Annotated in this window: 24 protein-coding genes; 10 read left to right on the forward strand and 14 right to left on the reverse strand. The window is 73.9% G+C overall.

What is annotated here, in order from left to right; all coding sequences use genetic code 11:
• Window positions 1-22: 22 nt before the first annotated feature.
• Complete coding sequence (locus tag ACIGXJ_RS02630) at window positions 23-841, reverse strand: AraC family transcriptional regulator (protein ID WP_399642129.1); 819 nt, start codon at window positions 839-841, stop codon at window positions 23-25.
• A 152-nt stretch (window positions 842-993) separates the two neighbouring features.
• The gene (locus ACIGXJ_RS02635; protein WP_399640621.1) at window positions 994-2,427 is read right to left on the reverse strand and encodes an RNB domain-containing ribonuclease; all 1,434 of its coding nucleotides are present in this window, start codon (window positions 2,425-2,427) and stop codon (window positions 994-996) included.
• 402 nt (window positions 2,428-2,829) lie between these two features.
• On the opposite strand from ACIGXJ_RS02635, the gene yaaA reads away from it, so the two are divergent.
• Both yaaA and eda read left to right on the forward strand, forming a co-directional pair.
• Window positions 2,830-3,612, forward strand: coding sequence for a peroxide stress protein YaaA (gene yaaA, locus ACIGXJ_RS02640; protein WP_399640623.1), 783 nt, complete (start codon window positions 2,830-2,832; stop codon window positions 3,610-3,612).
• A gap of 74 nt (window positions 3,613-3,686) precedes the next feature.
• Window positions 3,687-4,319, forward strand: a complete 633-nt coding sequence (gene eda, locus ACIGXJ_RS02645; protein ID WP_399640626.1) for a bifunctional 4-hydroxy-2-oxoglutarate aldolase/2-dehydro-3-deoxy-phosphogluconate aldolase — start codon at window positions 3,687-3,689, stop codon at window positions 4,317-4,319.
• On the opposite strand, the gene ACIGXJ_RS02650 is transcribed toward eda, so the two are convergent.
• From ACIGXJ_RS02650 to ACIGXJ_RS02660, 3 genes are read right to left on the reverse strand one after another with little or no spacing between them, the layout of a single operon-like run.
• Window positions 4,294-5,733 (reverse strand): bifunctional RNase H/acid phosphatase, encoded by a 1,440-nt coding sequence (locus ACIGXJ_RS02650; protein WP_399640629.1) that lies wholly within the window; start codon window positions 5,731-5,733, stop codon window positions 4,294-4,296. The two genes, eda and ACIGXJ_RS02650, sit on opposite strands and share 26 nt — an antisense overlap.
• A 12-nt stretch (window positions 5,734-5,745) precedes the next feature.
• Window positions 5,746-6,489: a zinc ribbon domain-containing protein gene (locus tag ACIGXJ_RS02655; protein WP_399642130.1), complete on the reverse strand. Its 744-nt coding sequence runs from the start codon at window positions 6,487-6,489 to the stop codon at window positions 5,746-5,748.
• Window positions 6,486-7,325 (reverse strand): Nif3-like dinuclear metal center hexameric protein, encoded by an 840-nt coding sequence (locus ACIGXJ_RS02660; RefSeq protein WP_399640632.1) that lies wholly within the window; start codon window positions 7,323-7,325, stop codon window positions 6,486-6,488. The genes ACIGXJ_RS02655 and ACIGXJ_RS02660 overlap by 4 nt, the downstream gene beginning before the upstream one ends.
• Window positions 7,326-7,546: 221 nt before the next feature.
• Here ACIGXJ_RS02660 and ACIGXJ_RS02665 point away from each other — a divergent pair, with 221 nt between their 5' ends.
• Both ACIGXJ_RS02665 and ACIGXJ_RS02670 read left to right on the forward strand, forming a co-directional pair.
• Window positions 7,547-8,773: a hypothetical protein gene (locus ACIGXJ_RS02665; RefSeq protein WP_399640635.1), complete on the forward strand. Its 1,227-nt coding sequence runs from the start codon at window positions 7,547-7,549 to the stop codon at window positions 8,771-8,773.
• Between the two features lie 104 nt (window positions 8,774-8,877).
• Window positions 8,878-9,033 carry a hypothetical protein gene (locus ACIGXJ_RS02670; protein WP_399640638.1) on the forward strand — a complete coding sequence of 52 codons (156 nt, stop codon included), beginning with the start codon at window positions 8,878-8,880 and terminating at the stop codon, window positions 9,031-9,033.
• A 216-nt stretch (window positions 9,034-9,249) separates the two neighbouring features.
• Here the strand turns inward: ACIGXJ_RS02670 and ACIGXJ_RS02675 are convergent, their stop codons facing one another.
• On the reverse strand, window positions 9,250-10,110 hold the full coding sequence (locus ACIGXJ_RS02675) for a MaoC/PaaZ C-terminal domain-containing protein (protein WP_399640641.1): 861 nt from the start codon (window positions 10,108-10,110) through the stop codon (window positions 9,250-9,252).
• Between the two features lie 393 nt (window positions 10,111-10,503).
• Here ACIGXJ_RS02675 and ACIGXJ_RS02680 point away from each other — a divergent pair, with 393 nt between their 5' ends.
• Complete coding sequence (locus tag ACIGXJ_RS02680; protein WP_399642131.1) at window positions 10,504-11,133, forward strand: response regulator; 630 nt, start codon at window positions 10,504-10,506, stop codon at window positions 11,131-11,133.
• Window positions 11,134-11,169: 36 nt separating this feature from the next.
• On the opposite strand, the gene ACIGXJ_RS02685 is transcribed toward ACIGXJ_RS02680, so the two are convergent.
• The 5 genes from ACIGXJ_RS02685 to ACIGXJ_RS02705 form a co-directional block, all read right to left on the reverse strand.
• Window positions 11,170-11,913 (reverse strand): class I SAM-dependent methyltransferase, encoded by a 744-nt coding sequence (locus ACIGXJ_RS02685; RefSeq protein ID WP_399640644.1) that lies wholly within the window; start codon window positions 11,911-11,913, stop codon window positions 11,170-11,172.
• A 238-nt stretch (window positions 11,914-12,151) separates the two neighbouring features.
• Complete coding sequence (locus tag ACIGXJ_RS02690) at window positions 12,152-13,009, reverse strand: hypothetical protein (RefSeq protein ID WP_399640647.1); 858 nt, start codon at window positions 13,007-13,009, stop codon at window positions 12,152-12,154.
• Window positions 13,009-13,548: a SigE family RNA polymerase sigma factor gene (locus ACIGXJ_RS02695; RefSeq protein ID WP_399640651.1), complete on the reverse strand. Its 540-nt coding sequence runs from the start codon at window positions 13,546-13,548 to the stop codon at window positions 13,009-13,011. Before ACIGXJ_RS02695 ends, ACIGXJ_RS02690 begins: the two co-directional genes overlap by 1 nt.
• A gap of 83 nt (window positions 13,549-13,631) precedes the next feature.
• Window positions 13,632-15,095, reverse strand: a complete 1,464-nt coding sequence (locus ACIGXJ_RS02700) for an MFS transporter (protein WP_399640655.1) — start codon at window positions 15,093-15,095, stop codon at window positions 13,632-13,634.
• 317 nt (window positions 15,096-15,412) lie between these two features.
• Window positions 15,413-16,849: an MFS transporter gene (locus ACIGXJ_RS02705; protein ID WP_399640658.1), complete on the reverse strand. Its 1,437-nt coding sequence runs from the start codon at window positions 16,847-16,849 to the stop codon at window positions 15,413-15,415.
• A gap of 185 nt (window positions 16,850-17,034) precedes the next feature.
• Here ACIGXJ_RS02705 and ACIGXJ_RS02710 point away from each other — a divergent pair, with 185 nt between their 5' ends.
• From ACIGXJ_RS02710 to ACIGXJ_RS02730, 5 genes are all read left to right on the forward strand, one after another.
• Window positions 17,035-18,771, forward strand: coding sequence for an MFS transporter (locus ACIGXJ_RS02710; protein WP_399640661.1), 1,737 nt, complete (start codon window positions 17,035-17,037; stop codon window positions 18,769-18,771).
• Window positions 18,772-18,881: 110 nt separating this feature from the next.
• Window positions 18,882-19,532 (forward strand): class I SAM-dependent methyltransferase, encoded by a 651-nt coding sequence (locus ACIGXJ_RS02715; RefSeq protein ID WP_399640663.1) that lies wholly within the window; start codon window positions 18,882-18,884, stop codon window positions 19,530-19,532.
• Window positions 19,533-19,659: 127 nt separating this feature from the next.
• Window positions 19,660-20,595, forward strand: coding sequence for an N-acetylmuramoyl-L-alanine amidase (locus ACIGXJ_RS02720; RefSeq protein ID WP_399640667.1), 936 nt, complete (start codon window positions 19,660-19,662; stop codon window positions 20,593-20,595).
• Window positions 20,596-20,692: 97 nt separating this feature from the next.
• The gene (locus ACIGXJ_RS02725; protein WP_399640668.1) at window positions 20,693-21,523 is read left to right on the forward strand and encodes a hypothetical protein; all 831 of its coding nucleotides are present in this window, start codon (window positions 20,693-20,695) and stop codon (window positions 21,521-21,523) included.
• Window positions 21,524-21,674: 151 nt separating this feature from the next.
• Entirely contained in the window at window positions 21,675-21,968 is a 294-nt protein-coding gene (locus ACIGXJ_RS02730) for a hypothetical protein (RefSeq protein ID WP_399640671.1), read from the forward strand.
• 7 nt (window positions 21,969-21,975) lie between these two features.
• On the opposite strand, the gene ACIGXJ_RS02735 is transcribed toward ACIGXJ_RS02730, so the two are convergent.
• From ACIGXJ_RS02735 to ACIGXJ_RS02745, 3 genes are read right to left on the reverse strand one after another with little or no spacing between them, the layout of a single operon-like run.
• On the reverse strand, window positions 21,976-23,046 hold the full coding sequence (locus ACIGXJ_RS02735; protein WP_399640673.1) for a prenyltransferase/squalene oxidase repeat-containing protein: 1,071 nt from the start codon (window positions 23,044-23,046) through the stop codon (window positions 21,976-21,978).
• The gene (locus ACIGXJ_RS02740; protein WP_399640676.1) at window positions 23,043-23,789 is read right to left on the reverse strand and encodes a class I SAM-dependent methyltransferase; all 747 of its coding nucleotides are present in this window, start codon (window positions 23,787-23,789) and stop codon (window positions 23,043-23,045) included. The genes ACIGXJ_RS02735 and ACIGXJ_RS02740 overlap by 4 nt, the downstream gene beginning before the upstream one ends.
• A complete protein-coding gene (locus ACIGXJ_RS02745) occupies window positions 23,783-25,168 on the reverse strand; it encodes a glycosyltransferase family 4 protein (RefSeq protein WP_399640679.1) in 1,386 nt (461 codons plus the stop codon). The genes ACIGXJ_RS02740 and ACIGXJ_RS02745 overlap by 7 nt, the downstream gene beginning before the upstream one ends.
• Window positions 25,169-25,268: the final 100 nt, after the last annotated feature.

The following is a 25,268-nucleotide window of genomic DNA, read 5'->3' on the forward strand; positions in this document are numbered from 1 at the left end:
GCGGCGAGTTTCGGCCCCGGCCTCACAGAGTGTCTTGAACGCTGTTGCGGTACGCCGCCGGCGTCACGCCCAGCACTCGGCGGAACCAGCGCGTCAGATGCGCCTGGTCGGCGAAGCCGACGAGCCCCGCGACCTCGGCCGGCCGCAGTCCGGCCTCCAGCAGGCCGCGTGCCCGCGCCACCCGGTACTGGGCGAGCCAGGCGTACGGCGGCACCCCCATCGTCGTACGGAAGGCGCGCAGCAGTTGATAGCGGGACAGGCCCAGATCGGCGGCGAGGTCGGCCAGGGAGGGCGGGGCGAGCAGCTCGTCGGCCAGGCGGTCGCGTACGGCGACGGCGATGCGGTCGGCGCCGGGGATCAGGTCGGTCGTCGCGCGGGCGGTGGAGTGGCGGCGGGTGAGGGCCGTGAGCAGCCAGGGCAGGCGGGACTCGGCCTCCAGCGGGTCGGGGCAGGCGGCCAGCTCGGTGTGCGTGCGGCGCAGGGCCGCGGCCAGCTCGGGGTCGTCGAGGAGGGGCTCGCGGAAGTGCGGGGAGCCGAGTGTGCCGTCGGTGAGGAGGGAGGGCGCGGCGTACAGGGCGCGGTAGGCGTAGCCGTCGGTGGCGGTGCCCGGCCCTCCGGTGTGCATCTCGCCGGGCGCCAGGACGACGATCGAACCGGGCCCGGTACGGATGTGCCCGCCCCGGTAGTCGATGATCTCGGAGCCGCCGACACACACCCCGATCGTGAACTCCTCGTGCGCGTGCGGGGCGTAGACATGGCGCTGGAAGCGGGCGGTCAGCAGATCGAGCGGCGGACCGCACCGGCCCAGCCGCGCCCTGGTCCACAACGCCTGCTCCGCCACCCCGCGCTCCCTTCCGGTGTCCTGCGGGATGCAACGCCGGGCGCGTCGGAGAAAGTCCGCGGTGTCCAGTCCGAACGCGAACGGCTCGAGCAGCGGAAGGCGTTTGCCGAAGGCTCGGGTGATGCGCCGGCCGTAGTCACCGTTCTCCGCGCTCACGCAGGGACGAACCGCACCTTCGCCCGTCCCGGATCGGCTTCGGTGAGGCGGACGCGCAACCGTTCGCCGAGGGGGAGGTCGGGGCCGTCGATGCGGCCGACGACCGCCGGGGACTCCAGGTGGACGGTGCCGGTGTGGGGTTTTCCGTCGGCCACGTCGATCACGCAGGCGTCGAAGGTCTCGCCGATACGGTCCTTCAGCAGGGCCGCCTCGACGATGTCGACGCACTCGCGCTCGACCTGGGCGGCGCGGCGGCCGCCGTCGGCCATCCGCTGGGGCAGCGTGTCGAGGGCGGCGAGGACCCAGTCGGGGGCGGGGCGGTCGGCGGACGCGGCGAGGCAGAGCTCGGTGGCGTAGCGGTCGGCGAGGCGGCGGAGGGGGGCCGTGCAGTGGGTGTAGGGGGCGGCCACGGCGGAGTGGGTGGTGAGCGGGGGGACTTCGCCGTCGCGGAAGACGGTGTAGCCGGCGCCGCGCAGCAGGGTGGTGCACTCCTGGAGGAAGGCCGCGTGGCGGGGTTCGCCCGGGTCGAGCGAGCGGACCAGCTGGGCGTACGAGACGTGGTGCGGCCAGTCGATGTGCAGGGCGGTGGCGGTGCGGCGCAGACGGCCGACCGCGCCGTCGGGGGCGGCCGGGAGAGTGCGCAGCACGCCGGTCCCGGACGACAGCATCAGATCGGCGGCCGCCATGCCGGTCAGCAGGGACAGCTGGGCGTTGAAGCCCTCGGCGGGCAGCGGGGCCCGGTAGGCGAGGTCGTAGGTGTGGTCGTGTTCGGTGATCTCCTGCTCGGGCACGTCCAGTGAGATGCCGCCCCGGTCGGCCTCCAGCCGCTCGCGCAGCAGGCCGACCGTCCTGAGCAGCGCGAGCGGCTCCTCGGCCGTGCCGCTGTCGATCTGCCGCTGGACGTCCGAGTAGTCGAGCTTGGCCCGGCTGCGCACGAGCGCGCGGCGTACGTCGACGGACAGCGGATTGCCGTCGGCGTCCAGGTCGAACGTCCACAGGGCGGCCGGCCTGGTCTCGCCGGGCAGCAGGCTCGCCGCCCCCTCGCTGAGCGCGGCCGGGTGCAGCGGTGTCTTCGCGTCGGGGAAGTACAGCGTCATCACCCGCCGGTGCGCCTCCGCGTCGAGGGCTCCGCCGGGTGCGACGAACGCGGCGACGTCGGCGATGGCGTAGCGGACCCGGTAGCCGGTGCCCTGCCGGGACAGGTGCAGCGCCTGGTCCAGGTCGGTGGAGGCGGGCGGGTCGATGGTGAGGAAGGGGATGTCGGTGGCGTCGTGCGACGGCGGCACCGGCACCCGCGCGGCTTGTTCCGCCTCGGCGAGCACCTCGGGCGGGAAGCCGTCGGGAATCCCCAGCTCGGCGCGGAGCGCGGCGAGCGCGGCCCGCAGGGGGGCTTCGGGGGCACCGGTCACGCGGATGGGGCGGCGGGGCATACAGCGAGGGTAGGCCGGGGAGCGGCGGGGGGCACGTGGTCGGGGCCGGGGCGTGGGGCTGAGGGCTTGGGGTGGCACCTGGGCTGGGGGCTGGGGGCCTTGGGCTGCCGCCCGGGCTGGGGGCTGGGGGCTGGGGGCCTTGGGGTGGCGCCTGGGCTGAGGGCCCGGGGGCTGGGGGTGAGCGGCGGCGCCCGACCTGGCCGGGGCGCGGGGGCCGGGGGGAGCGTGGCGCCCGACCTGGCCGGCCGGGGAGCCGTGGTGCCTGACCAGCGCCGAGGCCCCGGCGGCACGCCGTACGCTGTTCCGGGTCGGCCCATCGGCCCGTCGGCCCGTCGGCCCGTCGGCCCGTCGGCCCGTGGGCCCAACGCCCGGCGGCCCCTGTGATCCGAAGGAGAAGAACCCGTGCTCGTCCTGCTCCCGCCCTCCGAAGGCAAGGCCGCGTCCGGTCGTGGTGCGCCGCTGAAGCCGGAGTCGCTCTCGTTGCCCGGACTGGGCGAGGCGCGGGCGGCCGTGCTCGACGAGCTGGTGGAGCTGTGTGCGGGCGACGAGGAGAAGGCCCGTGCGGTGCTCGGGCTGAGCGAGGGGCTGCGGGGCGAGGTCGCGAAGAACGCCGCGCTGCGCACGGCGGGCACGCGTCCGGCCGGGGAGATCTACACGGGTGTGCTGTACGACGCCCTGGGCCTGGCCACGCTCGGCACGGCCGCCAAGCAGCGGGCGGCCAGGTCGCTGCTGGTGTTCTCGGGGCTGTGGGGCGCGGTCCGGGTCACCGACCGTATCCCCTCCTACCGCTGCTCGATGGGTGTGAGACTGCCGGGCCTCGGCGCGCTGGGCGCGCACTGGCGCCGGCCCATGGCCGAGGTGATGCCGGAGGTGGCCGGGTCGGGGCTGGTGCTGGACCTCAGGTCTGCGGCGTACGCGGCGGCCTGGAAGCCGAAGGGTGAGGTCGCGGCACGTACGGCGGCCGTACGGGTGCTGCACGCGCCCACCCGCAAGGTGGTCAGCCACTTCAACAAGGCCACCAAGGGGCGGATCGTGCGCAGTCTGCTGGAGGCGGGGGCGGCGCCCGCGAGCCCGGCTCAGCTGGTGGAGGCGCTGCGGGACCTGGGGTACGTCGTCGAGGCGGAGACGCCCGCGAAGGCGGGCAGCGCGTGGTCGCTGGACGTGCTGGTGGAGGAGATCCACTAACCTCGACAGGATCCTTATTGCAGAATGCGCAACGGCCTTTGCGCACGCTGCACACCGGCGGCAGGATGAGGCGCATGACCTCAGTCCTGGAGCTCTCGCCTGTCGTCCCCGTGGTGGTCGTGGAGGACGCGGCCGACGCCGTGCCGCTGGCGCGCGCGCTGGTCGCGGGCGGGCTGCCGGTGATCGAGGTGACCCTGCGGACGGCCGGGGCGCTGGACGCGATCCGGGCGATCGCCGACGCGGTGCCCGAAGCGGTCGTCGGGGCCGGGACGGTGATCACGCCGGCTCAGGTGGCGGAGGCGGTGGACGCCGGGGCGCGCTTCCTGGTCAGCCCGGGCTGGACGGACGTACTGCTGGAGGCCATGCGGGCGTCCGGGGTGCCGTTCCTGCCGGGGGTGTCGACCACGTCCGAGGTGGTGGCGCTGCTGGAGCGCGGGGTGCGGGAGATGAAGTTCTTCCCGGCGCAGGCCGCGGGCGGCACGGCGTATCTGCGCTCGCTCGCCGGGCCGCTCCCCCAGGCCCGCTTCTGCCCGACCGGCGGCATCGGGCCGGACCTCGCGCCGGAGTACCTCGCCCTGCCCAACGTCGGTTGCGTCGGCGGCAGTTGGATGCTGCCGGCGGACGCCCTGGCGGCCCGGGACTGGGTGCGCGTGGAGCGGCTCGCGCGGGAGGCGGCCGGGCTCAGCGCAGGTGCGAGGTGTCGTTGACCAGGCGGACGCTCGCGTTGCCGTCGGCGTAGTAGGCGACCACCGAGAGGGACGCCGCCGACAGCTCCATGCGGAACATCGACTCGGGCGGGGCGCCCAGGGCGAGCCGTACGAGGGTCTTGATGGGGGTCACATGGGTGACCAGCAGAACCGTACGGCCGGCGTGGGCGGCGACGAGTTCGTCGCGGGTGGCGGCGATCCTCTCGGCGGTCTCCGCGAAGCTCTCGCCACCGCCGGTGGGGCGGGCCTCGGGATCGCCCAGCCAGGCGGTCAGGTCCTCGGGGTGCCGCTCGCGCACCTCCCCGAAGGTGAGCCCCTCCCAGGCGCCGAAGTCGGTCTCCCGCAGACCGTCCTCGATCGTGACGTCCAGCCCCAGACGGGCCGCGACGATCGCGGCGGTCTCGCGGGTGCGGGCCAGCGGCGACGCCACGATCTCCTGGATCGTCCCGCGCCGGGCGAGCGCCACGGCGACCCGCTCGGCCTGCTCCCGTCCGGCCTCGGACAGGGCGGGGTCGGTGCCGCCGCTCCCCGAGAACCGCTTCTGCGGCGTGAGCGGCGTCTCGCCGTGCCGCAGCAGCACGAAGGTCGCGGGGGAGCCCATGTCGGCCGGCCCCCAGCCCGTCGTGGCCACGCTCCGCGCGGCCCTGGCATCGGCCCCGGCCTTGACCTCCCCGGAGGGAGCGGACGCCCCGCCGCGCGAAGATCCCTCGCCTGCGGCCGAAGGCGGTACGGCGGCGGACGACGACACGGCCTGGGCGGCCGCCCCGACCGGAGAGGTCGACGCGACGCCGGCACCCGCCTCTGCCGCGGACGGCGAGACGTCACCGGCACCCGCCTCGGCCGCGGACGGCGAGACGTCACCGGCACCCGCCTCGGCCGCGGACGGCGCGCCGTCTCCGGCTTGCGCCTGGGCCGCAGACGGCGACGCAGCCCCGGCACCCGCACCCGCCACAGACACCGGCCCCGCCACCGACACCGGCCCCGCCACCGACACGGTGCCTGCGGGCGTCGGCCCCGCGTCCATCGCCTCGTTCGCCAGCCGGTCCGCGTGCTTGTTCAGCTCGCGCGGGATCCACTCGTAGGAGACCCGGTCCGCAGGGAAGATCCGCCCGGCCTCCATGGCCAGCGGCCTCATGCCGGGGTGCTTGATCTTCCAGCGGCCCGACATCTGCTCGACGACGAGCTTGGAGTCCATGCGGACGTGCACACGGCCCGCCGGGTCGAGGGCGTACGCGGCACGCAGCCCGGCCAGCAGGCCCCGGTACTCGGCGACGTTGTTGGTGACGACCCCGAGGAACTCGGACGCCTCCGCCAGCGTCTCCCCCGTCACGGCGTCGAAGACGACCGCGCCGTAACCCGCCGGGCCCGGGTTGCCCCGTGACCCGCCGTCGGCCTCGACGATGAACTCCCGCACGGCGACGACCTCTTACAGCCCGGACTCGGACGTACGCACGAGGATGCGGCGGCAGTTCTCGCAGCGCACCACGGTGTCCGGGGCGGCCTTGCGGATCTCGTTCAGCTCGGTGATGGCGAGCTCCTGGCGGCAGCCCTGGCAGGTGCGGGCGTACAGCTTGGCCGCGCCGATGCCGCCCTGCTGCTCGCGGAGCTTGTCGTAGAGCTTGAGCAGGTCGGCGGGGACGGAGGCCGCGACGACCTCGCGCTCCTTGGTCACCGAGGCCGCCTCGCCGTCCAGCGACTCGAAGGCCGCGTCCCGGCGTGCGGTGGCGTCGTCGATCTTCGCCTGGACGGAGGAGACCCGCTCGCTCAGCTCGGCGACCCGCTCCTGCGCGGACTCGCGGCGCTCCATGACCTCCAGGACGACGTCCTCCAGGTCGCCCTGCCGCTTGGCGAGGGAGACGATCTCGCGCTGGAGGTTCTCCAGGTCCTTCGGGGAGGAGACCGCGCCGGAGTCCAGGCGCTTCTGGTCGCGGGCGGCGCGCTGGCGGACCTGGTCGACGTCCTGCTCGGCCTTGGTCTGCTCGCGGGCGGTGTCGCTCTCCTCGGTCTGCGCGGCGACGAGCAGGTCGCGGAGCTGGGTGAGGTCCTTCGTCAGCGACTCGATCTCGGCGTGCTCGGGCAGCGACTTGCGCTTGTGGGCGAGCTGCTGGAGGCGTACGTCGAGGGCCTGGACGTCGAGGAGGCGGATCTGGTCGGCGGGCGCGGCGTTCAGTTGGGGGCTCCAAGGGAGGGTGTGTGGATGGTCCAGGGGTCGGTGACCGTCTTCGAGACGTGGACGCGCAGGTCCCAGCCGTGGCGGTCGGAGATCTCGTCGAGCTGGGCGGCGGCCAGCTCGCACCAGGGCCACTCGGTGGCCCAGTGCGCCGCGTCGAGCAGCGCGAGGGAGCTCTGGGACACGGCCTCGGAGGCCGGGTGGTGGCGCAGGTCCGCGGTGAGGAAGGCGTCCACGCCGGCCGCGCGCACCTGGTCGAAGAGGCTGTCGCCGGAGCCGCCGCTGACGGCGACCGTGCGGATCAGGGCCTCGGGGTCGCCGGCCACGCGGATGCCCTGCGCGGTGGCGGGCAGCCGCTCGGCGGCGCGTGCGGCGAAGTCCCTCAGCGGCAGCGGGTGGTCCAGCTCGCAGATCCGGCCCAGACCGCGGCGGCCCTCGGGGTCGGCCGGGTCCGGCACGAGCGGTCGTACGACCCGCAGGTCCAGGGCGCCGGCGAGCGCGTCGGAGACGCCCGGGTCGGCGGTGTCGGCGTTGGTGTGGGCGACGTGCAGTGCGATGTCGTTCTTGATCAGCGTGTGCACGACCCGGCCCTTGAAGTGCGAGGCCGCCACGGTCGTCGTACCGCGCAGATAGAGCGGGTGGTGGGTGACCAGCAGGTCCGCGCCCAGCTTCACCGCCTCGTCGACGATCTCCTGGACGGGGTCGACGGCGAACAGGACCCGGGTGACCTCCTGGCCGGGGTCGCCCACGACCGTGCCGACCGCGTCCCAGGACTCGGCCCGCTCGGCGGGCCACAGGTTCTCCAGCGCGGTGATGACTTCAGACAGACGGGGCACGGGGAAAGGCTACCTGGCCGTTTACGGCGGATGTACCCGTGCGGGTGCACCCGGCCATCGGCACATCCCGGACAGTGGCGCCCGTTCACCCCGAACAGCACACATGCCCCCGTTTCCTCAGGCGAATCGATCCGCGGCCACCCTTATGTGTGAAGCGGCAGCCCGGCCGTCCCACGTCTGTGCGTGCGAAAACTAGCTTCGTGGCCGGAGGTGACCGACCGATGACGGCCTGTGCGATCGAACCCACTGCGGCGGACGCGGACGACCCCGACCCGGCGGCGGGATGTGTGATCACGGCGGACGGCGCTTACGCCGCCCGGCTCGCCCGCAGCGGCGACTCCTGGTTCCCGGAGCGGTGGACGCTGAACGGCCCCGAACCGTACGCGGTGCCACTGCCCGGCAACCAGCCGGAGGAACCCGGCACCGAGGTGCAGCCGCTGGCCGACGGGCGGGTGCTGATCAGCCGGGCCACGGAGGGACGCCACGTCTTCTCGCTGCTGTACCCGACGGGTCCGGGCACGGGCGAGCTGCTGCTGGGCGCGGTGGAGGGCCGGCCGCGGCTGCTGCCCCCGGCGCCGGCCGGCGACCGGGTGTACGCCCTCACGGTGGGCGCCCGCTCCAGCGCGCTGTGGCTGGTGGCCGGCACGGCCTTCGGGCCCGAACGGGTCGCGGAGGTGCCGGGGCGCTGCTCGGGCGGGGTGTGGCTGGACCGTACGGGACGGCTGCTGGCGCTGGACCGGGAGACGGGCGGCCGTACGAAGACGGTCGTGGTGGATCTGGCGCGCGGTGGCGAGGTGTCGCCGCTGCTGCAGATCGCCGACGGCAGCGACGACCGGCTGCTGTGCGCCGACCCGGACAGCGGACTGCTGCTGATCAGCTCGGACGCGCCCTCGCCGGGCCGGGAGCGGCTGGGCTGGGGGGTGCTGGGCAGCACGCTGCCGGTGCGGTTCCCGGAGTGCCTGCGGGTGGAGGGGTGCGCGGTGACGCCGTTCGCGATCCAGCCGGGGCAGGTGCTGACGCCGGAGAGCTCCGCGGTGGCACTGCGGGTGGACGGGCCGGTGGGCACCTGGGTGGGGGTGTGGCGGCCAGCGGACCGGCGGGTACGGCATCTTCCGGCGCCGCTGGGCTGGCTGGCGGGAGCCGGGCTGTGGACGGAGACGGGCGTGCTGCGGCTGCCGTACGCCTGCGAGGACACTCCCTGCGGTGTGGCCGAGTGGCCCACGCAGTGTGCGGAGGCCGGGGGAACGGGGAGCACGGGGGAGGCGGGGCCGGGGGCTCCGGTCCGGGACGGCACGGCCGCGCCGGAGGCACCCGTGGGGTCGCGGGAGACCGCCCCGGCCTCGGGGAACGCGCCGGGCGAGCCGCCGGAACCGGACGCCCCGGCTCCGTCCGCACCGCGTCCGGTGCCGTTGCAGCAGGCGCCGTTGGGGCGCCTTGTAACGAAGTAGCGGCGGTTGGCGTGGCCGCCTGGATTCCGCCCTCGGTGGGCCCGTTAGACTCCCCCGGCTGTAAGAAGATCATGTTTGACGGGGTGAATTCTTCGATGAGCGCGATGAGCGACGCCAGCATGTCCCAGCCGATGTCTGCCGACGCCCACGAGGCGGCCGGACACGGCAAGCACCGGGGCCCGGTCTCGGCGCACGACACCGAGTCGGCCCCGCGCGGGCGCCACCGCAAGCCGGTGGAGCAGCGCGAGACGGCGGCCTGACGGCCGGTCGGCACACCCCGCGGCCCCGTTCGCCTCACGGCGGGCGGGGCCGCGGTCGTCTCTCCCCCTCCCCTGGCGGCCTCAGCACATCGGCGTGGCCGCGAAGGCCTCCCCCCGCCCCGCCCATGACCGACGACGACCAGGGCGCCGGGCCGCGCGCACGGTGCGGCTCCCCCGGAGGTGGCCGACTCGGGGTCGGCCGGGCCGGGGTACGGCTCAGGAGTGGTGTACGAGCGTGTCGGCGAGGACGGGGGCGTCGTCCCGCTCCACCGCGCTCACCGCGGCCCGCACGGTCCCCGGCTCCGTCCGCCAGAGGCGGATGCGCAGGGTCTCGCCGGGGAAGACGGCTCCGGCGAAGCGGGTGGCGTAGGAGCGGACGCGGGTGACGTCGCCGCCGAGCAGCGTGTCGACCACCGCCTTCAGGGTCATGCCGTAGGTGCACAGACCGTGCAGGACGGGGCGCTCGAAGCCGGCGGTCTTGGCGAAGTCGGGGTCCGCGTGCAGCGGGTTCCAGTCGCCGGACAGGCGGTAGAGCAGGGCCTGGTCCTCGCGGACAGCCCGCATGAGGGTCCGGTCGGGCTGTCCGGCGGGCGGTTCGAGCCGGGTGTCGGGGCCGCGGTCACCACCCCAGCCGCCCTCGCCGCGTACGTAGATCCGGGCCTCGTCGGTCCACAGCGGGCCGTCGGCGTCGGCGACGTCGGTGCGCAGCACCAGGATCGCGGCCTTGCCCTTGTCGTACACGGCCGCGACCCGCGAGGTGGCGGTCGCCCTCCCGGTGGCCGGGACCGGGCGGTGGACGATGAGGGACTGGCCGCCGTGCAGGACGCGCGCGAGGTCGACCTCGACGCCGGGCATGGACAGGCTGCCGATCACCCCGGGGGCGCCGGAACCGGCGACGGTGGCGAAGCTCGGCAGCACGTGCAGCCGGCTCTCCAGGGTGTAGCGCAGCTCGTCGGGGTCGGTGGCGGGCAGGCCCGCGCCGATGCCGAGGTGGTAGAGCAGGACGTCCTTGGGCGTCCAGGCGATCTCGACGGAACGGGGTTCGGCGGCGAGCGCCCTGGCGGCGTCGATGGGCATGGGCGGGCTCCTGACGGGGTCCGGGACCTCGGCGCGGGCGTCCGCACCGTCGGCCGCGCCGAGGTCGTACACGGGAACGCGGAACGCGGAACGCCGGCCCGCGCCCCTGGCCTAGAACGCGTTCCAGTCCGGCGACCTCTGTATAGCCGAGGGGGCGTGGGTTGGGAAGGGTCCTGACGGTGTGTCAGGCAGGCCGGTGGAGATCCGGCCCGGCCTCCGGCCGATGCCGGACCGGCCGATGGCAGACCGGCCGATGGCAGACCGGCCGATGGCCGTCCGGCCTCCGGACGGACCCGCGCCCCTCCCCCGAGGCTTCCCGTCCCCCAGCGGAACGCCGCCCACCGAACCGGTCCTTCCGGCCAGGGCCGCCCCTACCCTGGCCCCGTGAACGAAATGCCCCGTACGTACCGCCCCGCCAGATCCATCAGGGTGCTGCTCGCCGAGGACCAGGGCATGCTGCGCGGGGCGCTGGCGGTGCTGCTGGGGATGGAGCCGGACATCGAGGTCGTCGCCCAGGTGGGGGCCGGCGACCAGGTCGTGGACGCGGCGCTGACGCACTGCCCGGACGTGGCCCTGCTGGACATCGAACTGGCGGGCATGAGCGGTCTGGACGCGGCGGCGGCGCTGCGCGCGGAGGCGCCGGACTGCCGGGTGCTGATCCTGGCCACCTCCGGCCGCCCGGGCCACCTGCGCCGGGCGATGGAGGCGGGGGCGGCCGGCTTCCTGGTGAAGGACGGGCCGGTGGAGGAGCTGGCCGCGGCGATCCGCAGGGTGCTGACCGGGGAGACGGTCGTCGACCCTGCCCTCGCCGCCGCACCGGGCGCCGCCCCCGACGCGCTGACTCCCCGCGAGTGCGACGTCCTGCTGGCCTGCGCGGACGGCGCCACGGTCTCCGACGTCGCCGCCCGGCTCGGGCTCTCCGAGTCGTCCGTCCGCGACGACCTCTCCGCCGCCGTCCGCAAGACCCGCACCCGCAACGCCGGGGAGGCCCTGCGCGAGGCCCGCAGGCAGGGTTGGCTGTAACCCCGGGCCCCGGGGACGGGCGGGCGGGCGACTGCGCTACGCGGCCGGCCCCCGGCGGAACAGCCCCGCCCACAGGAAGTCCTCCCCGAAGCGGGGCGAGTCCTCGGGCTCGGCACGCATCCGGCGAAGCTCGGCCTCCGCCAGGCCGGCGGGGTTGCCCGGGTCCGTGAAGAGGGCCCGCAGGGACTCGGCGCTGTAGGCGAGGCCTCCGTGCAGGCGGCCGGTGCGGTAGAGCTCCGTGTCGGACAGCTCGGAGCCCGTCCCGCCGGAGGCGAAGCAGGTCAGGGCGAAGTGGCCGCCGGGGGCAAGGACACGGTCCAGCAGGGCGAGGTAGCTGATGCGGCGGTGCGGAGGCAGGTGGTGGAAGCAGCCCGAGTCGTACACGAGGTCGTAGGGTCCGGTCAGCTCCGTCGCGGTGAGGGCGAAGGCGTCGCCGCGGACGTAGCGGACCTCGCCACCGGCCTCCCGGGCCCACCGCAGGGCGACCGCGGACAGATCGACGGCGTCCACCCGGAAGCCCTGCGCGGCGAGGTAGCGGGCATTGCGGCCGGGCCCGCAGCCGAGGTCGAGGGCGCGGCCGGGGCTCAGGAGACCGCGCTCCAGGTAGGAGGCGAGGTTCTCGTCGGGCTTGTCGACGAAGAAGGGCACCGGGCGGTCGCGGTCGGCGTAGAAGCCGTCCCACCAGTCGGCCCCCTGCTCGGTCCAGCGGTCCGCCTGCGGGGCGAACAGCCCGTCGAGCAGGTCGAGGACGTCGTCCACGGTGCGTATGTGCCGGTCCATGCGGCCCCCTTTCGCCTCTCGTGATCGTAAGCCGAGGGCTCCGAAACCCACCGGTCGCAAGGGGAGTTGGGGGTGCCGGTGAGGTCGCTGCCCGGCGGCGTGCCGGGGTGATGGGCCGCCTTGGGTGGGATCACCCTCCGGGCGGCCCGAAGGGGCGGGGATCCGGGCGCGGAGGGCCGTGGCGGGGGCCCTCCGCGCCGCGCCGCCGCCACTTCTTCGAAGGGCGTGATCACGGCTCCTACTTGGTCACCTTCGCCGACTTGTAGGCCGTGCCCTGGGGGGCCAGGCAGACGAACCAGGAGTAGGGGGAACCTTCAGCGGTACGGATCGCCGGTACGTCGGTCTCCGCCGTACCGCGCGTCCCGTTGACGTCGTGCTCCCCGGTCGCGTGTGCGACCGCCTTGGACAGTACGGTCGAGGAGCCGTCCTTCCAGGTGCAGGTCACCTCCTGTGCTGTCTTCGCCACATGACCGATGACCAGGCGCCGACCGTGTTCCGTGTCCCGGTCGAGGGGGGCCGCCACGCTCTCGAGGTCGGTGCCGGACATACGGTCCGCCTCGGTGGTCAGGCCCCCGGTGGTGATGCCGTCCAGCACCCCGTCCGTCTTCTCGATGCCGCCGTGCGGGAAGTAGGAGCTCTTGCCGATCAGGTCCTCGGGCCGCCTGATGTCCCCCGGGAAGTCGCCGAACTCCACCATCGCCTCCAGCGTGGCCACGGCCTCCAGTTCGTCCTTCGGTGCCGGCCAGACATTGAGGACGACCTTCCAAGGCCGGCCTCCGTCGGTCCCGGTCGCCAGGGTGGTCTGCTCCGGCTCGACGACCAGCGGGGGTCGTGGAGTCGGCGGCTGGGTGGCCGGAGTCACCTCTCGCTCGTCCCCACCCGGCAGTCCCGTCACCGCCAGCGCCCCCGTCGAACCCGCCACCACCACGGCCGTGACCGCCGCGACGGCCCAGCGGCGGGCGCGGCGCCTGCGCCCGCCGCGGACCAGTGCCTGGGTGGGGGCTATGCCGATCTCCACCTCGTCGGCGGCGTCGGTCAGCATCTGGGTGATGTCCCGGTCCGTCATCGCGTGGCCGAACTCCCGCTCCGTGCTCATCACTTCCGCCCTCCGTACGTCACCGTGCCGGTCAGCTCCGGTATGCCGCGGAGTTTCGCGATCCCCTTGGCGGTGTTGCTCTTCACCGCGCCCACGGAGCAGCCCATCGCCTGGGCCGCCTGGGTCTCGGTGAGGTCTTCCCAGTAGCGCAGGACGACCGCCTGGCGCTGCCGCCGGGGCAGTTGGGCGAGAGCCTGGAGCAGGACGCCCCGGTCCTCGGCCTGGGCGATGCGGTCGCCGGTGTCGGCGATCTCGTGCGCCATACCCGAGTCGTCCTTGGGCGCGAGGAACTCCCGCAGCCTTCTGCGGTGTCTGCGTGCGTGCGTATTGATCAGCACGCGGCGTACGTAGGCCTCCGGGTCGTCGGCCGAGCCGACCCGGCGCCAGGCCACGTAGACCCGCTCCAGCGTCGACTGGACGAGGTCCTCGGCCGCGTGCTGCTCCCCCGTGAGGAGAAATGCCGTACGCATCAGCCGCGGCCAGCGACCGATGACGAACGCCTGGAACTCCTGGTCCCCGGTCTTCTTCCTGTCCCCCATGGGCACCTCCTGATATTCAAAGGAGTCCATGGGCCCTCGAAACCGTTGCCCCGCCGCGACCTTTTCTCCGGCCGCGCCGAGGCTCAGCTCACCGATTCCTCGGCCGGGCGGGCCTCCCTCGGCGCGACGGACCTCTCCACGCGCCCCTTCCCCGGCAGCCACACCGCCATCAGCACCGCCCCGCCGAGCAGGACGGCCGTACTGACGCGGAACGCGGCGGCGTAGCCGTTGGTGAGGGCCTCCGGGACGGTGGCACCCCGGGCGTGGCCGGCGGCGATCGTGGACATGGTGGCGAGGCCGAGGGAGCCGCCCATCGTGCGGGAGGTGTTGATGAGGCCGGACAGGAGACCGGCCTCCTGCGGGGCGGCGCCCGAGGTCGCGAGGGAGGCGATGGGGGTGGCGGCGAGACCCGCGCCCAGCATCATCAGCACGCCCGGGATCATGATGGCCGTGACATAGGCGCCGTCGGCCGTCATCGTCGACTGCCAGGCGAACCCGGCGACGGCCACCAGCGTGCCGAGCACGGCGAGGTTGCGCGCCCCGAGCCCCGGGATCAGGCGGGGCGCCACCTTGGAGCCGACCACGACGGCGAGGGAGCTCGGCACCAGGGCGAGGCCGGCCTCCAGCGGCGAGTAGCCCAGCACGTTCTGCGCGTACAGGGTCATGAAGTACCACATGCAGAACATGGCCGAGCCGGACACGAAGTTCGCGGCGTTCGCCGAGGACACCGCGCGCACCCGGAACAGCGCGAGCGGCATCAGCGGGCCCGCCGTACGCCACTCCACCAGCAGGAACGCGGCGACCAGCAGGGCACCGGCGGCCAGCGGCACCAGCGTGGCGGGGGCGGTCCAGCCCTCGGACTCGGTCTGCGAGATGCCGTAGGCGAGGGTGCCGAGCCCCGCGGTCACCAGCAGGGCGCCCGGCAGGTCGAGGTGCCGTCCGTCGCCGCGGCTCTCCGGGAGGCGCAGCAGCGAGGCGAGGAGGACGAGCGCGCCGACGGGGACGTTGATCAGCAGCACCCAGCGCCAGGACAGTCCGTCCACCAGCAGACCGCCGACCAGGCCGCCCGCGGCCCCGCCGCCCGCGCCGACGGCCGTCCAGGTGGCGATGGCACGCGCGCGTGCGGCGCCCTCGGGGACGGAGGAGGTGACGAGCGTCAGGGTCGACGGGGCCAGCACGGCCGCGCCCAGCCCCTGGGCCGCCCGCGCCACGAGCAGCTGCCAGCCCTCCTGGGCCAGCCCGCCGCCCAGCGAGGCCAGCGTGAACAGGGCGAGGCCGGTCAGGAACATGCGCTTGCGGCCGTAGAGGTCGCCCGCGCGGCCGCCGAGCAGCATGAAGCCGGCGAAGGCGACGGTGTAGGCGTTGACGACCCACTGCAGGCCCGGGCCGGAGAGGGCGAGGTCGGCGCGCATCGACGGCAGGGCCACGTTGACGACGGAGATGTCGAGGACGACCAGGAACTGTCCCGCGCAGGCGAGGGCCACCACCAGCCAGGCGGGGGGCGCGGGACGGCGGGATATCGGCGTGGTGTCGGCGGCTCTCAGCATGCCCGTCATGGTCTCAACCCCGGTACGCCCCTTGCACAGTGATTTCCCCGATACGTGTCGCTGGCCGAAGTCCGCCGGACCCGCGACAGGCCGAAGTCCGCCGGACCCGGGACGGACCGAAGTCCGCCGGACCCGGGGCAGGCCGATCCCCACCGCACCCGCATGCCGCTCACCGGCCCGCCCCGGCCACACGCCCGCGAACCCAGACCGCGCCGCACGCCCGGAGCCTGCCACCACCGGCCCCACCTCCACCGCACCCCCGCGACCAGCCAACCGTCCCGGCCCGCCACCCCCTCCCCCCGTCGCCTTCCTCTTCCTCACACGCCCCCCACCGTGATCTTCAGGGTCCGCCCCTTCGCCGGCAGCCACACCGCCATGAGCAACGCCCCGGCCAGCATCAGCGCCGAGCAGGCGCGGAAGGCCGAGGCGTAGCCCTCGGTGAGGGCTTCGGGGGTGGTGCCTCCGTGGGTGCGGGCCGTGGCGATGGTGGACATGACCGCCAGGCCCAGGGAACAGCCCATGGTCTGGGAGGTGTTGATCAGCCCGCACACCAGACAGGACTCCTCCGGCGGGGCCCCGGACGTGGCGAGGGCGGCGAGCGGGGTGGTCGCGAGGCCCGCGCCCAGCATCATCAGCACGCCCGGGATCATGATGGCCGTCACGTACGTGCCGTCGGCCGTCATGGTCGACTGCCAGGCGAACCCGGTCGCGGCCACCAGCGCGCCCAGCACGGCGAGGCGGCGCGGGCCGGCCCGCAGCATCAGGTGCGGCGCCAGTTTGGAGCCGACGACGACGGCGAGCGAGCTGGGGACGAGGGCGAGGCCGGCCTCCAGAGGCGTGTAGTCGAGCACGTTCTGGGTGTAGAGGGTCATGAAGAACCACATGCAGTACATGGCGGCCCCGCACACGAACATCGCGCCGTTCGCCGAGGACACCGCCCGTTCCCGGAACAGCGCGAGCGGCATCAGCGGGGCGGTCCGGCGCCGCTCGGCCAGGAGGAACAGGGCGAGCAGCAGCAGGCCGGCGAGCAGGGGGCCCAGCGCGGCCGGGGCCGTCCAGCCCGCCGCCTCGGTCTGTGAGATGCCGTACGCGACGGTGGCGAGGCCGGCGGTGGCCAGCAGGGCGCCCGGCAGGTCCAGGCGCCGTCCGTCGTCGGCGCGGCTCTCGCGCAGGCGCAGGGCGGCTCCGGCGAGGACGGCCGCTCCGGCGGGGACGTTGATCAGCAGGACCCAGCGCCAGGACAGTCCGTCCACCAGGACCCCGCCGACCAGGCCGCCCGCGGCCCCGCCGCCCGCACCGACGGCCGTCCAGGTCGCGACGGCACGCGCGCGTGCGGGGCCCTCGGGGACGGCCGCGGTGACGAAGGTGAGGGTCGCGGGTGCCAGCACGGCCGCGCCGATGCCCTGCACAGCCCGCGCGACCAGCAGCTGCGCCCCTTCCTGGGCCAGCCCGCCGCCCAGCGAGGCCAGCGTGAACAGGGCGAGGCCGGTCAGGAACATGCGCTTGCGGCCGTAGAGGTCACCGGCGCGCCCGCCCAGCAGCAGGAAGCCGGCGAAGGCGATGGCGTAGGCGTTCACCACCCATTGCAGGGCGGCGCCGCTGAGGGCGAGGTCGCTGCGGATGGAGGGCAGGGCCACGTTGACCACGGAGATGTCGAGGACGACGAGGAACTGTCCCGCGCAGGCGACGCCCACCACAGGCCAGGCGGACCCCACGCTGCGCCGCGACTGGATGGCGCCGGCGGCTCGGAGCATGCGTGGGATCGTCCCAACAGACGGACAGCGCGTGCATCGAGACGTCCGAGAGTCTGGCGGCGCCTTTCGGCCAGAAGCGGCCGCGCCCGGAAGGCTTCCCCCGTTTCTTCAAGAGCGGGTCAAGAACCCGTTAGCTACTCAAAACAACGGAATAGTTGCCCAGGCGCACCGAGTTCACGCTACACATGAAACGTACGACGACGACCGACCAGCCGACCGGAAGGGCGTCCGGCACCCTCGTGCCCGTGCTCGCCTTCGCGGGCATCGTGGTCGCGGTCATGCAGACCCTGCTGGTGCCGGTGGTCAAGGACCTGCCGCAGCTGCTGGACACCGCGCCCAGCGACGCCACCTGGGTGCTGACCTCGACCCTGCTCTCCGGCGCCGTCGCCACGCCGATCATGGGCCGCCTCGGCGATCTGTACGGCAAGCGCCGGATGCTGGTCGCGTCGCTCGCCGTGATGGTGGCGGGTGCGCTGGTCAGCGCCGTCACCAGCGCGCTGCTCCCGATGATCGTGGGCCGCACCCTCCAGGGCTTCGCGATGGGTGCCATCCCGCTCGGCATCGGCCTGATGCGCGACATGCTGCCGCGCGAGCGGCTCGGCTCGGCGATGGCCCTGATGAGCTCCTCCATCGGCGTCGGCGGCGGTCTCGCCCTGCCCGCCGCCGCGCTGATCGCCCAGCACACCGACTGGCACGCCCTCTTCTACGGCGCCGCGGGCCTCGGCGTACTGGCCATCGCCCTCACCCTGGCCGTCGTACCGGAGTCCCCGATGCGGGCGAAGGGCTCCTTCGACCTGCCGGGCGCGCTCGGTCTGTCGCTGGGCCTGGTGCTGTTCCTGCTGCCGATCACCAAGGGCAGCGACTGGGGCTGGTCGTCGGTGACCACGCTCGGCCTGTTCGGGGCGTCCGCCGCGGTCCTGCTCCTGTGGGGCGTCTACGAGCTGCGCACCGCCGCCCCGCTGGTCGACCTGCGCACGACGGCCCGTCCGGCGGTGCTGTTCACCAACCTGGCGTCGATCATGGTCGGTGTCTCCTTCTACGTCGTGTCGCTCGTGCTGCCCCAGCTCCTCCAGCTGCCGAAGGCCACCGGCTACGGCCTCGGCCAGTCGATGGTCGTCGCGGGCCTGCTGGTGGCGCCGCTGGGCCTGACGATGATGTTCACCGCGCCCGTCTACTCCCGCCTGTCGGCGCGCTACGGCCCCAGGTTCACGCTGATCCTCGGACTGCTGATCATCGCCGTCGGCTACGGCGCCGGGCTCGGCCTGATGAGCGCGGCCTGGCAGAGCCTGGTCATCGCGGTCGTCCTCGGCGCGGGCATCGGCCTCGCCTACTCCTCGCTGCCCGCCCTGATCATCGGCGCGGTCCCGGCCTCGGAGACCGGCGCGGCCAACGGCCTGAACACGCTGATGCGCTCCATCGGTACGTCCGTGTCCAGCGCGGTCGTCGGCATGGTGCTGGCCGACACCGCCGACCACGTGGGCGGCGTGGCGGTCCCGACCATGCACGGCTTCCGGGTCTCCTTCCTCATCGCGACGGGCGCGGTGGCGATCGGCCTGCTGATGGCGCTGTTCCTGCCCAGGCCCGACCGGTCCCCGCGGCTTCGCGCCAGCAGCGAGGAGGACGCCGGCCTGGAGCGCGCCGAGGCCGCCCTCGCCGGCTTCCGCGGCCGGGTCCTGGCCGCGGACGGCGCGCCCGTCGCCCGCGCCCGGGTGACCCTGATCGACCACAGCGGCCGGCGCGCGGGAGCGGCCCTCACCGGCGAGGACGGCGGCTACGCCCTCGCGGTCCCGGTCGGCGGCGCGTACGTCCTGGCCGCCCGGGCCGCCGGCCACGGCCCGCTGGCCGCCCCCGCGACCCACACGGGCGGGGCCCACCCGGTCGACCTGGACCTGTCCCTGCCGGGCGAGACGGTCACGGCGTGATCCCGGCCGGGACGGCCTGAGATCCATCCCACGCGTACCCCCTGTCGCCGCCGCGGCAGGGGTACGACACCATGGGCCTCCGACCAGCCCGTACGACCGGAAGGACCCCCATGCCCGCGGCCCCCAAGCCCGAGATCCTCGCCGCCTTCGAGGCCGCGAAGGGGTTCATGCCCGTGGACGAGGGGCTCGCGCTGTACGCGGCCGCGGTGGAGGCCGGCGCCCTCGGGCTGCCCCTGCTGGAGGTCGGCACGTACTGCGGCCGTTCCACGATCCTGCTCGCCGACGCGGCCCGTGCGGCCGGGGTGACCGCCGTGACGGTCGACCACCACCGCGGCAGCGAGGAGCAGCAGCCGGGCTGGGAGTACCACGACCCCGAGACGGTGGACCCGGAGCTCGGCCTGATGGACACGCTGCCGACCTTCCGCCGCACCCTGCACCGGGCGGGCCTGGAGGAGCACGTGGTCGCGCTGGTGGGCCGTTCCCCGCAGATCGCGAGGATCTGGAACGCCCCGCTCGGCCTCGTCTTCATCGACGGCGGCCACACCGACGAGCACGCCGGCGCCGACTACGAGGGCTGGGCCCCGCGGGTGGCCGAGGGCGGGCTGCTGGTCATCCACGACGTGTTCCCCGACCCCGAGGACGAGTTCACCGGCCAGGCCCCGTACCGCGTCTACCTGCGCGCGCTCGGCTCCGGGGCGTTCACGGAGGTCTCGGCGACGGGCTCGCTGCGCGTGCTGCGCCGCACGGGCGCGGGGATCTGAGGGACCCGGGGCCGGATGGACCCGAGGACGGCCCGGGTCCCGATGGGCGTTCGGGACGAACGGCGGGAACCCGCTGCGGGGCGTCTGCTACCGGCACCTCATTTGTCCGCCGGTTAGGGTGTCAGGCGTGTCGTACACAGGCCCGGACCACGATCCCGCCCCGCCGCGCCGCGGGCGCCGCCCGCTGACCGTCGCCGTGGCGGCGCTGGTACCGGGGGCGCTCCTGGGCTGGCTGGTGTACGAGGCGGTGGGCGCCCCCGCGGAGGAACGCACCCCGCGCCGCGCTACCGCGTCGAGCCCCGCGGTCACCTCCCGCCCCGCGGACCCGGCACCGACGCCCGCCCCGGACGACGACAAGCCGAGCCCCTCCCCCACGACCGCCGCCGACGGCCCGCTGAAGGGCAAGGTCGTGGTGATCGACCCCGGCCACAACCCGGAGAACTTCCGGCACCCGTCCGAGATCAACGGCAAGGTCGACATCGGCACGGGCCGCAAGGAGTGCGACACCACCGGCACCTCCACCAACTCCGGTTATCCGGAGGCCGACTTCACCCTCGACGTGGCCCACCGGCTGCGCGCGCTGCTGCAACAGCAGGGCGCCACGGTGAAACTGACGCACGACGCCGACCGGCCGTACGGCCCGTGCATCGACGAGCGGGCCCGGATCGGCAACCAGGCCCGCGCGGACGCGGTCGTGTCGATCCACGCGGACGGCTCGGCGTCCGGCAACCGCGGCTTCCATGTGATCCTTCCCGCACCCGTCCACCAGGGCGCCGCCGACACCCGCCCGATCGTGGCCTCCTCCCGCGACCTCGGCGAGCGCATCGCGGGCAACTTCGTCCGCGTCACCGGCAGCGCGCCCTCCAACTACGTGGGCGACGGCACCGGTCTCGTCACACGTGAGGACCTGGGCGGTCTCAATCTCTCAACAGTTCCCAAGGTGTTCATCGAGTGCGGCAACATGCGCGATAGCAAGGACGCGGCACTGCTCACCAGCGGCGCCTGGCGGCAGAAGGCGGCGCAGGGGCTCTCCGAGGGAATCACGAGTTTCCTGCGGGGGTAGCGGTCGGCCTCCCGGACCGGGCGGACACGCCGATCTCGCGAACGATAGTGTCATCGCTGCCCCCGATGACGAGACGACGACTGACGAAGGACAAGTAGTGAATATCCGCTCCCTCACTCGAGGCGACGGCGTGGTGATCGGAGCAGCGGTGTTGCTGTTCATCGCGTCGTTCCTCGACCTCTACTCGATCGACGGCGCCCCGGACGACGCGGACATCCCCAGCCTGTGGGGCAGCGGACCCGTCGTGCTCGGAGTCCTGCTCGCGGGCATCATCGGTGCCGCGCTCGTCGTCGTGACCAAGGGTCTGCCGCAGGTGCCGAAGGTCGCCGGCCTGGACCTCGGTCAGTTCGGTGTCGCCTTCACGGTCTTCGCGGCCTGGTCGGCGCTCGGCAACATCTTCGACCCGGCGGGCGGCTTCGACAACGGCGAGGGCAGCATCTCCGACGCCTTCGGCCCCGGTACGGGCCTGATCCTGGCGCTCATCGCCACGCTCGTGATGGCCGCGGCGGCGGTGGCGACCCCGCTGGTCCCCGCCCTCAAGGGCTCCCTGCTGCCGGCCGCCCGCCCGGCCGCCCCGCAGCCCTACGGCGCCCAGCCGCCCGGCGGTTACGGCTACCCCGGCGCGCCCCAGCCGCAGCAGCCCTACGGTGCCGGTCAGCCGCAGCAGCCGTACGGCGGTCAGCCGCAGCCGGCGCAGCCGCAGGCCCCGCAGCCCCAGCCGGCCGCCGCGGACTTCTCGCCGTTCTGGTTCGCGGTCCCGGTCCCGCGGCCCCTGTTCGACGAGAGCGGCTCGCAGACCCCGATCGCCGAACTCGCCCCGGGCACCTGGTACCTGGCCGTCGAGCAGCGCGGCGCGGCCCTGGTCGCGCAGACGCAGGACGGCCGTCGCGGTGTCCTGCAGGACACGAGCGGCATCCAGCGCGGCTGACCCCGCCTCAGCCGCCGCACGGCCCTTCGCTCTTCGGGGCGGGGGGCCGTCGTCGTACCCGCTCCATGGTTCGGAGGCCCAACTCCGCTGAACGGGAAGGGAATCGGCGGGGAGGAGGTTTCGGTCCGCGCCCGGGGGCTACCCGGTGGGCATGTCCCCTCGACATCGCAGCAGTGCCAACCAGGCCGGCACGGTCATCGCGATCGTGGCCGACGTCATGGCCGTCATCCTGGGCCTGTGGATCCTGATGTACCTGCTGGACGCCAACCGGTCCAACGACTTCGTCCAGTTCGTCCACGACGCCGCCAACTGGCTGGCGGGCTGGTCCTACGACCTCTTCACCTTCGACGAGGCCTGGGCCAGGGTCGTTGCGGGCTACGGCCTGGCAGCCGTGGTGTACCTGTTCGTGGGCCACGCCATCGCCAACCGGGTGCACCGGCACTGACGCACCCTCAGGCGCAGCAGTCCGGGTCCAGCCCGAGCGGCAGCCGCTCCCCGGAGAACACGGCGCAGGTGGCCTCGTGCCCGCCCAGCGCCGCGACGGCCAGCAGCAGCGACCCCGCGGTCCAGGTGGTCAACTCCCGCGGCCAGACGGCGTCGTCGTCGAACACGTACCCCGTCCAGTACATGCCGCTGGCGGCGTCCCGGAGGTGCTGGATCGACTGCAGGATCTCCAGCGCGCGGTCGGACTCGCCCGTCGCCCACAGCGCGAGGGCGAGTTCGCACGACTCGCCCCCGGTCACCCACGGGTTGGGGACGACGCACCGCACGCCCAGTCCGGGAACGACGAACCGGTCCCAGGACTCCTCGATCCGCGCCTTCGCCTCGGCGCCGGTCAACGCCCCGCCCAGCACGGGGTAGTACCAGTCCATCGAGTAACGGTCCTTGTCCAGGAACCGCTCGGGGTGCCGCCGGATGGCGTGCCGCAGCGCACCCACCGCCAACTCCCAGTCGGGCTGCGGCTCCTCGCGCTGCTCGGCGATCGCCAGGGCGCACCGCAGGGCCTGGTGGATCGATGACGAGCCGGTGAGCAGGGCGTCGCGCGTGGGCGTGCCGTCGTCGTCGCGGCGCCACCCGATCTGCCCGCCCGGCTGCTGCAGCCGCAGTACGAACTCGACCGCCGCGTACACGGCCGGCCACATCCGGTCCAGGAAGACGTCGTCGCCGGTGGAGAGGTAGTGGTGCCACACCCCGACCGCGATGTAGGCGACGAAGTTGGTCTCGCGCCCCCGGTCGGTGACGTCGTCGTGCGCCCCGTCGGCGTAGGCGGCGTACCAGGAGCCGTCCTCGTTCTGGTGGCGCGCGAGCCACTCGTACGCCCGCTCGGCCGCCTCGTGCTCTCCGGCGGCGTCCAGTGCCATCGCGGCCTCGGTGTGGTCCCACGGGTCGAGGTGGTGGCCCCGGAACCACGGGATCGCGCCGTCCTCCCGCTGGGCGGCGAGGATGCCGGCGACGGTCGCGGCGGCCTGCTCGGCGGTGAGGACCCCGGGCAGGACCAGGTGTTCCGTCCGGGGAGTGGTCACCGGGCGGCCGCCTCTTCACCGAGACGGGGCAGGTGCGGCTTGGTCGCGTAGACGACGAAGCTCTTGCCGATCAGCGGGTTCAGCGCCTGCTCGGCGACCCTCGTAGCCAGCGGCTTCTTCATGATGTCCCAGACCAGCAGCTTGTGGTACGCCCGCACCGGCAGCGCCTTGTCGTTGTCGACGCCGAACGCGCACTTCAGCCACCAGTACGGCGAGTGCAGCGCGTGCGCGTGGTGACTGCCGTACGGCTTGAGCCCGGCCTCCTTGACCTTGCCGACCAGCTCGTCCGCCTTGTAGATGCGGATGTGGCCGCCCTCGACCTCGTGGTAGGCGTCGGACAGGGCCCAGCAGATCTTCTCGGGGCCGTAGCGCGGGACGGTGATCGCGATGCGGCCGCCGGGCTTGAGGACCCGCACCATCTCGGCGAGGACGCCCTTGTCGTCGGGGATGTGCTCCATCACCTCGGAGATGATCACGACGTCGAAGGACTCGTCGGGGAAGGGCAGCGCGAGGGCGTCGCCCTCCATCGCGGTGGCGGTGGCGCCCTCGGGGGCCTCGCCGGCCTCCTTCATCGCGGCGAACCACTTGGCGACCTCGCGGATCTCCTCGGCGTTCTGGTCGAGGGCCACGACCTGCGCGCCGCGCCGGTAGCACTCGAACGCGTGCCGGCCGGCGCCGCAGCCGAGGTCCAGGACGCGGTCGCCCGGGGCGAGCGGGAACCGGGAGAAGTCGACGGTCAGCACGTGGCCCTGCTTTCGGCGTTGGTTACAGCTGTCACTTCTTCTGGGGCGGGAGCGGCCTCAGGGCGGGGGGCCGCCGGGCGGCGTTCGCCGATCGCCTCGCGGTAGTGGGCGACCGTGCCCTCGGCGGCCCGGGCCCAGGTGAACTTCGCCAGTACGCGCTCGCGTCCGGCGGCGCCCAGCCGGGCCCTCAGCTCGGCGTCCCCGAGCAGTCGTACGAGCGCGGCGGCCAGCGCGCCGGCGTCCCCGGTCGGCACCGCGAGGCAGGTCTCGCCGTCGCGCCCGGCGACCTCGGGGATGGCCCCGCCGGTGGTGGCGACGAGCGGGGTCGCGGTGGCCATGGCCTCGGCGGCCGGCAGGGAGAAGCCCTCGTAGAGGGAGGGCACGCAGGCGACCTCCGCCGAGCGCACCAGGTCGACGAGTTCGGCGTCGGAGATGCCCTTGACGAACTCGACGGCGCCTTCGAGGCCGTACCGCTCGATCGCCTGGGCGACCGGCCCCTCGCTCGGCCGCTTGCCCACGACGACGAGATGCGCGGCCGGGTGTTCCGTGCGGACCTTCGCGAGGGCCTCGACGAGGAAGACGAGCCCCTTGAGGGGGACGTCCGCGCTGGAGGTGGTGACGATCCGGCCGGGCACGCGCGGCACGGACGGGTCGGGCGAGAACAGGTCGGTGTCGGCGCCGATGTGCACGACGTGCACCCGGTCCCGGCCTACGCCGAGGTGGTCGACGATCTCCTGCCGGGAGGTGCCGGACACGGTGAGCACGGAGGGCAGTCTGCGGGCGACGCGCTTCTGCATGCGGGTGAAGGCGTACCAGCGGCGCACCGAGTAGCGGCGCTGCCAGGTTCCGGCGGCGTCGAGCTCCAACTGCCGGTCGACGGTGATGGGGTGGTGGATCGTGGTGACGAGCGGGGCGCCTATGTCGCCCAACAGGCCGTAGCCCAGGGTCTGGTTGTCGTGCACGACGTCGAACTCGCCGCGGCGGGCGCGCAGATGGCGGCGGGCGCGCAGCGAGAAGGTCAGCGGCTCGGGGAAGCCGCCGGTCCACATGGTCGCGACCTCGAGGGCGTCGATCCAGTCCCGGTACTCGCCGCGGCCCGGGGTGCGGAAGGGGTCGGGCTGGCGGTACAGGTCGAGGCTGGGCAGCTCGGTGAAACTGAGGCCGTCGAAGCCCTCGTCGAGGACGGGGTAGGGCTGGGCGCCGATGACCTCGACGCTGTGACCGAGGCGGGCGAGCTCGCGCGAGAGGTGACGGACGTAGACGCCCTGGCCGCCGCAGAACGGGTTTCCCTTGTAGGTGAGGAGTGCGATTCGGAGCGGTCGCTCGCCGTCTGCCGCGAGGCCCCGGGAAGGGCCCGCCTGACTGGCCTCAGCGGTCACTCTGGGCCCCCTTCTGCCTGCGATGTCCCGCGAGACTACGCCGGGACGCTAATCTAGAACAAGTTACAGACTTGATCGTTCGAGAGGCTCTGAATCTACC

Source organism: Streptomyces sp. NPDC053367 (assembly GCF_044545925.1).
In the GTDB taxonomy this organism is placed as follows: domain Bacteria; phylum Actinomycetota; class Actinomycetes; order Streptomycetales; family Streptomycetaceae; genus Streptomyces.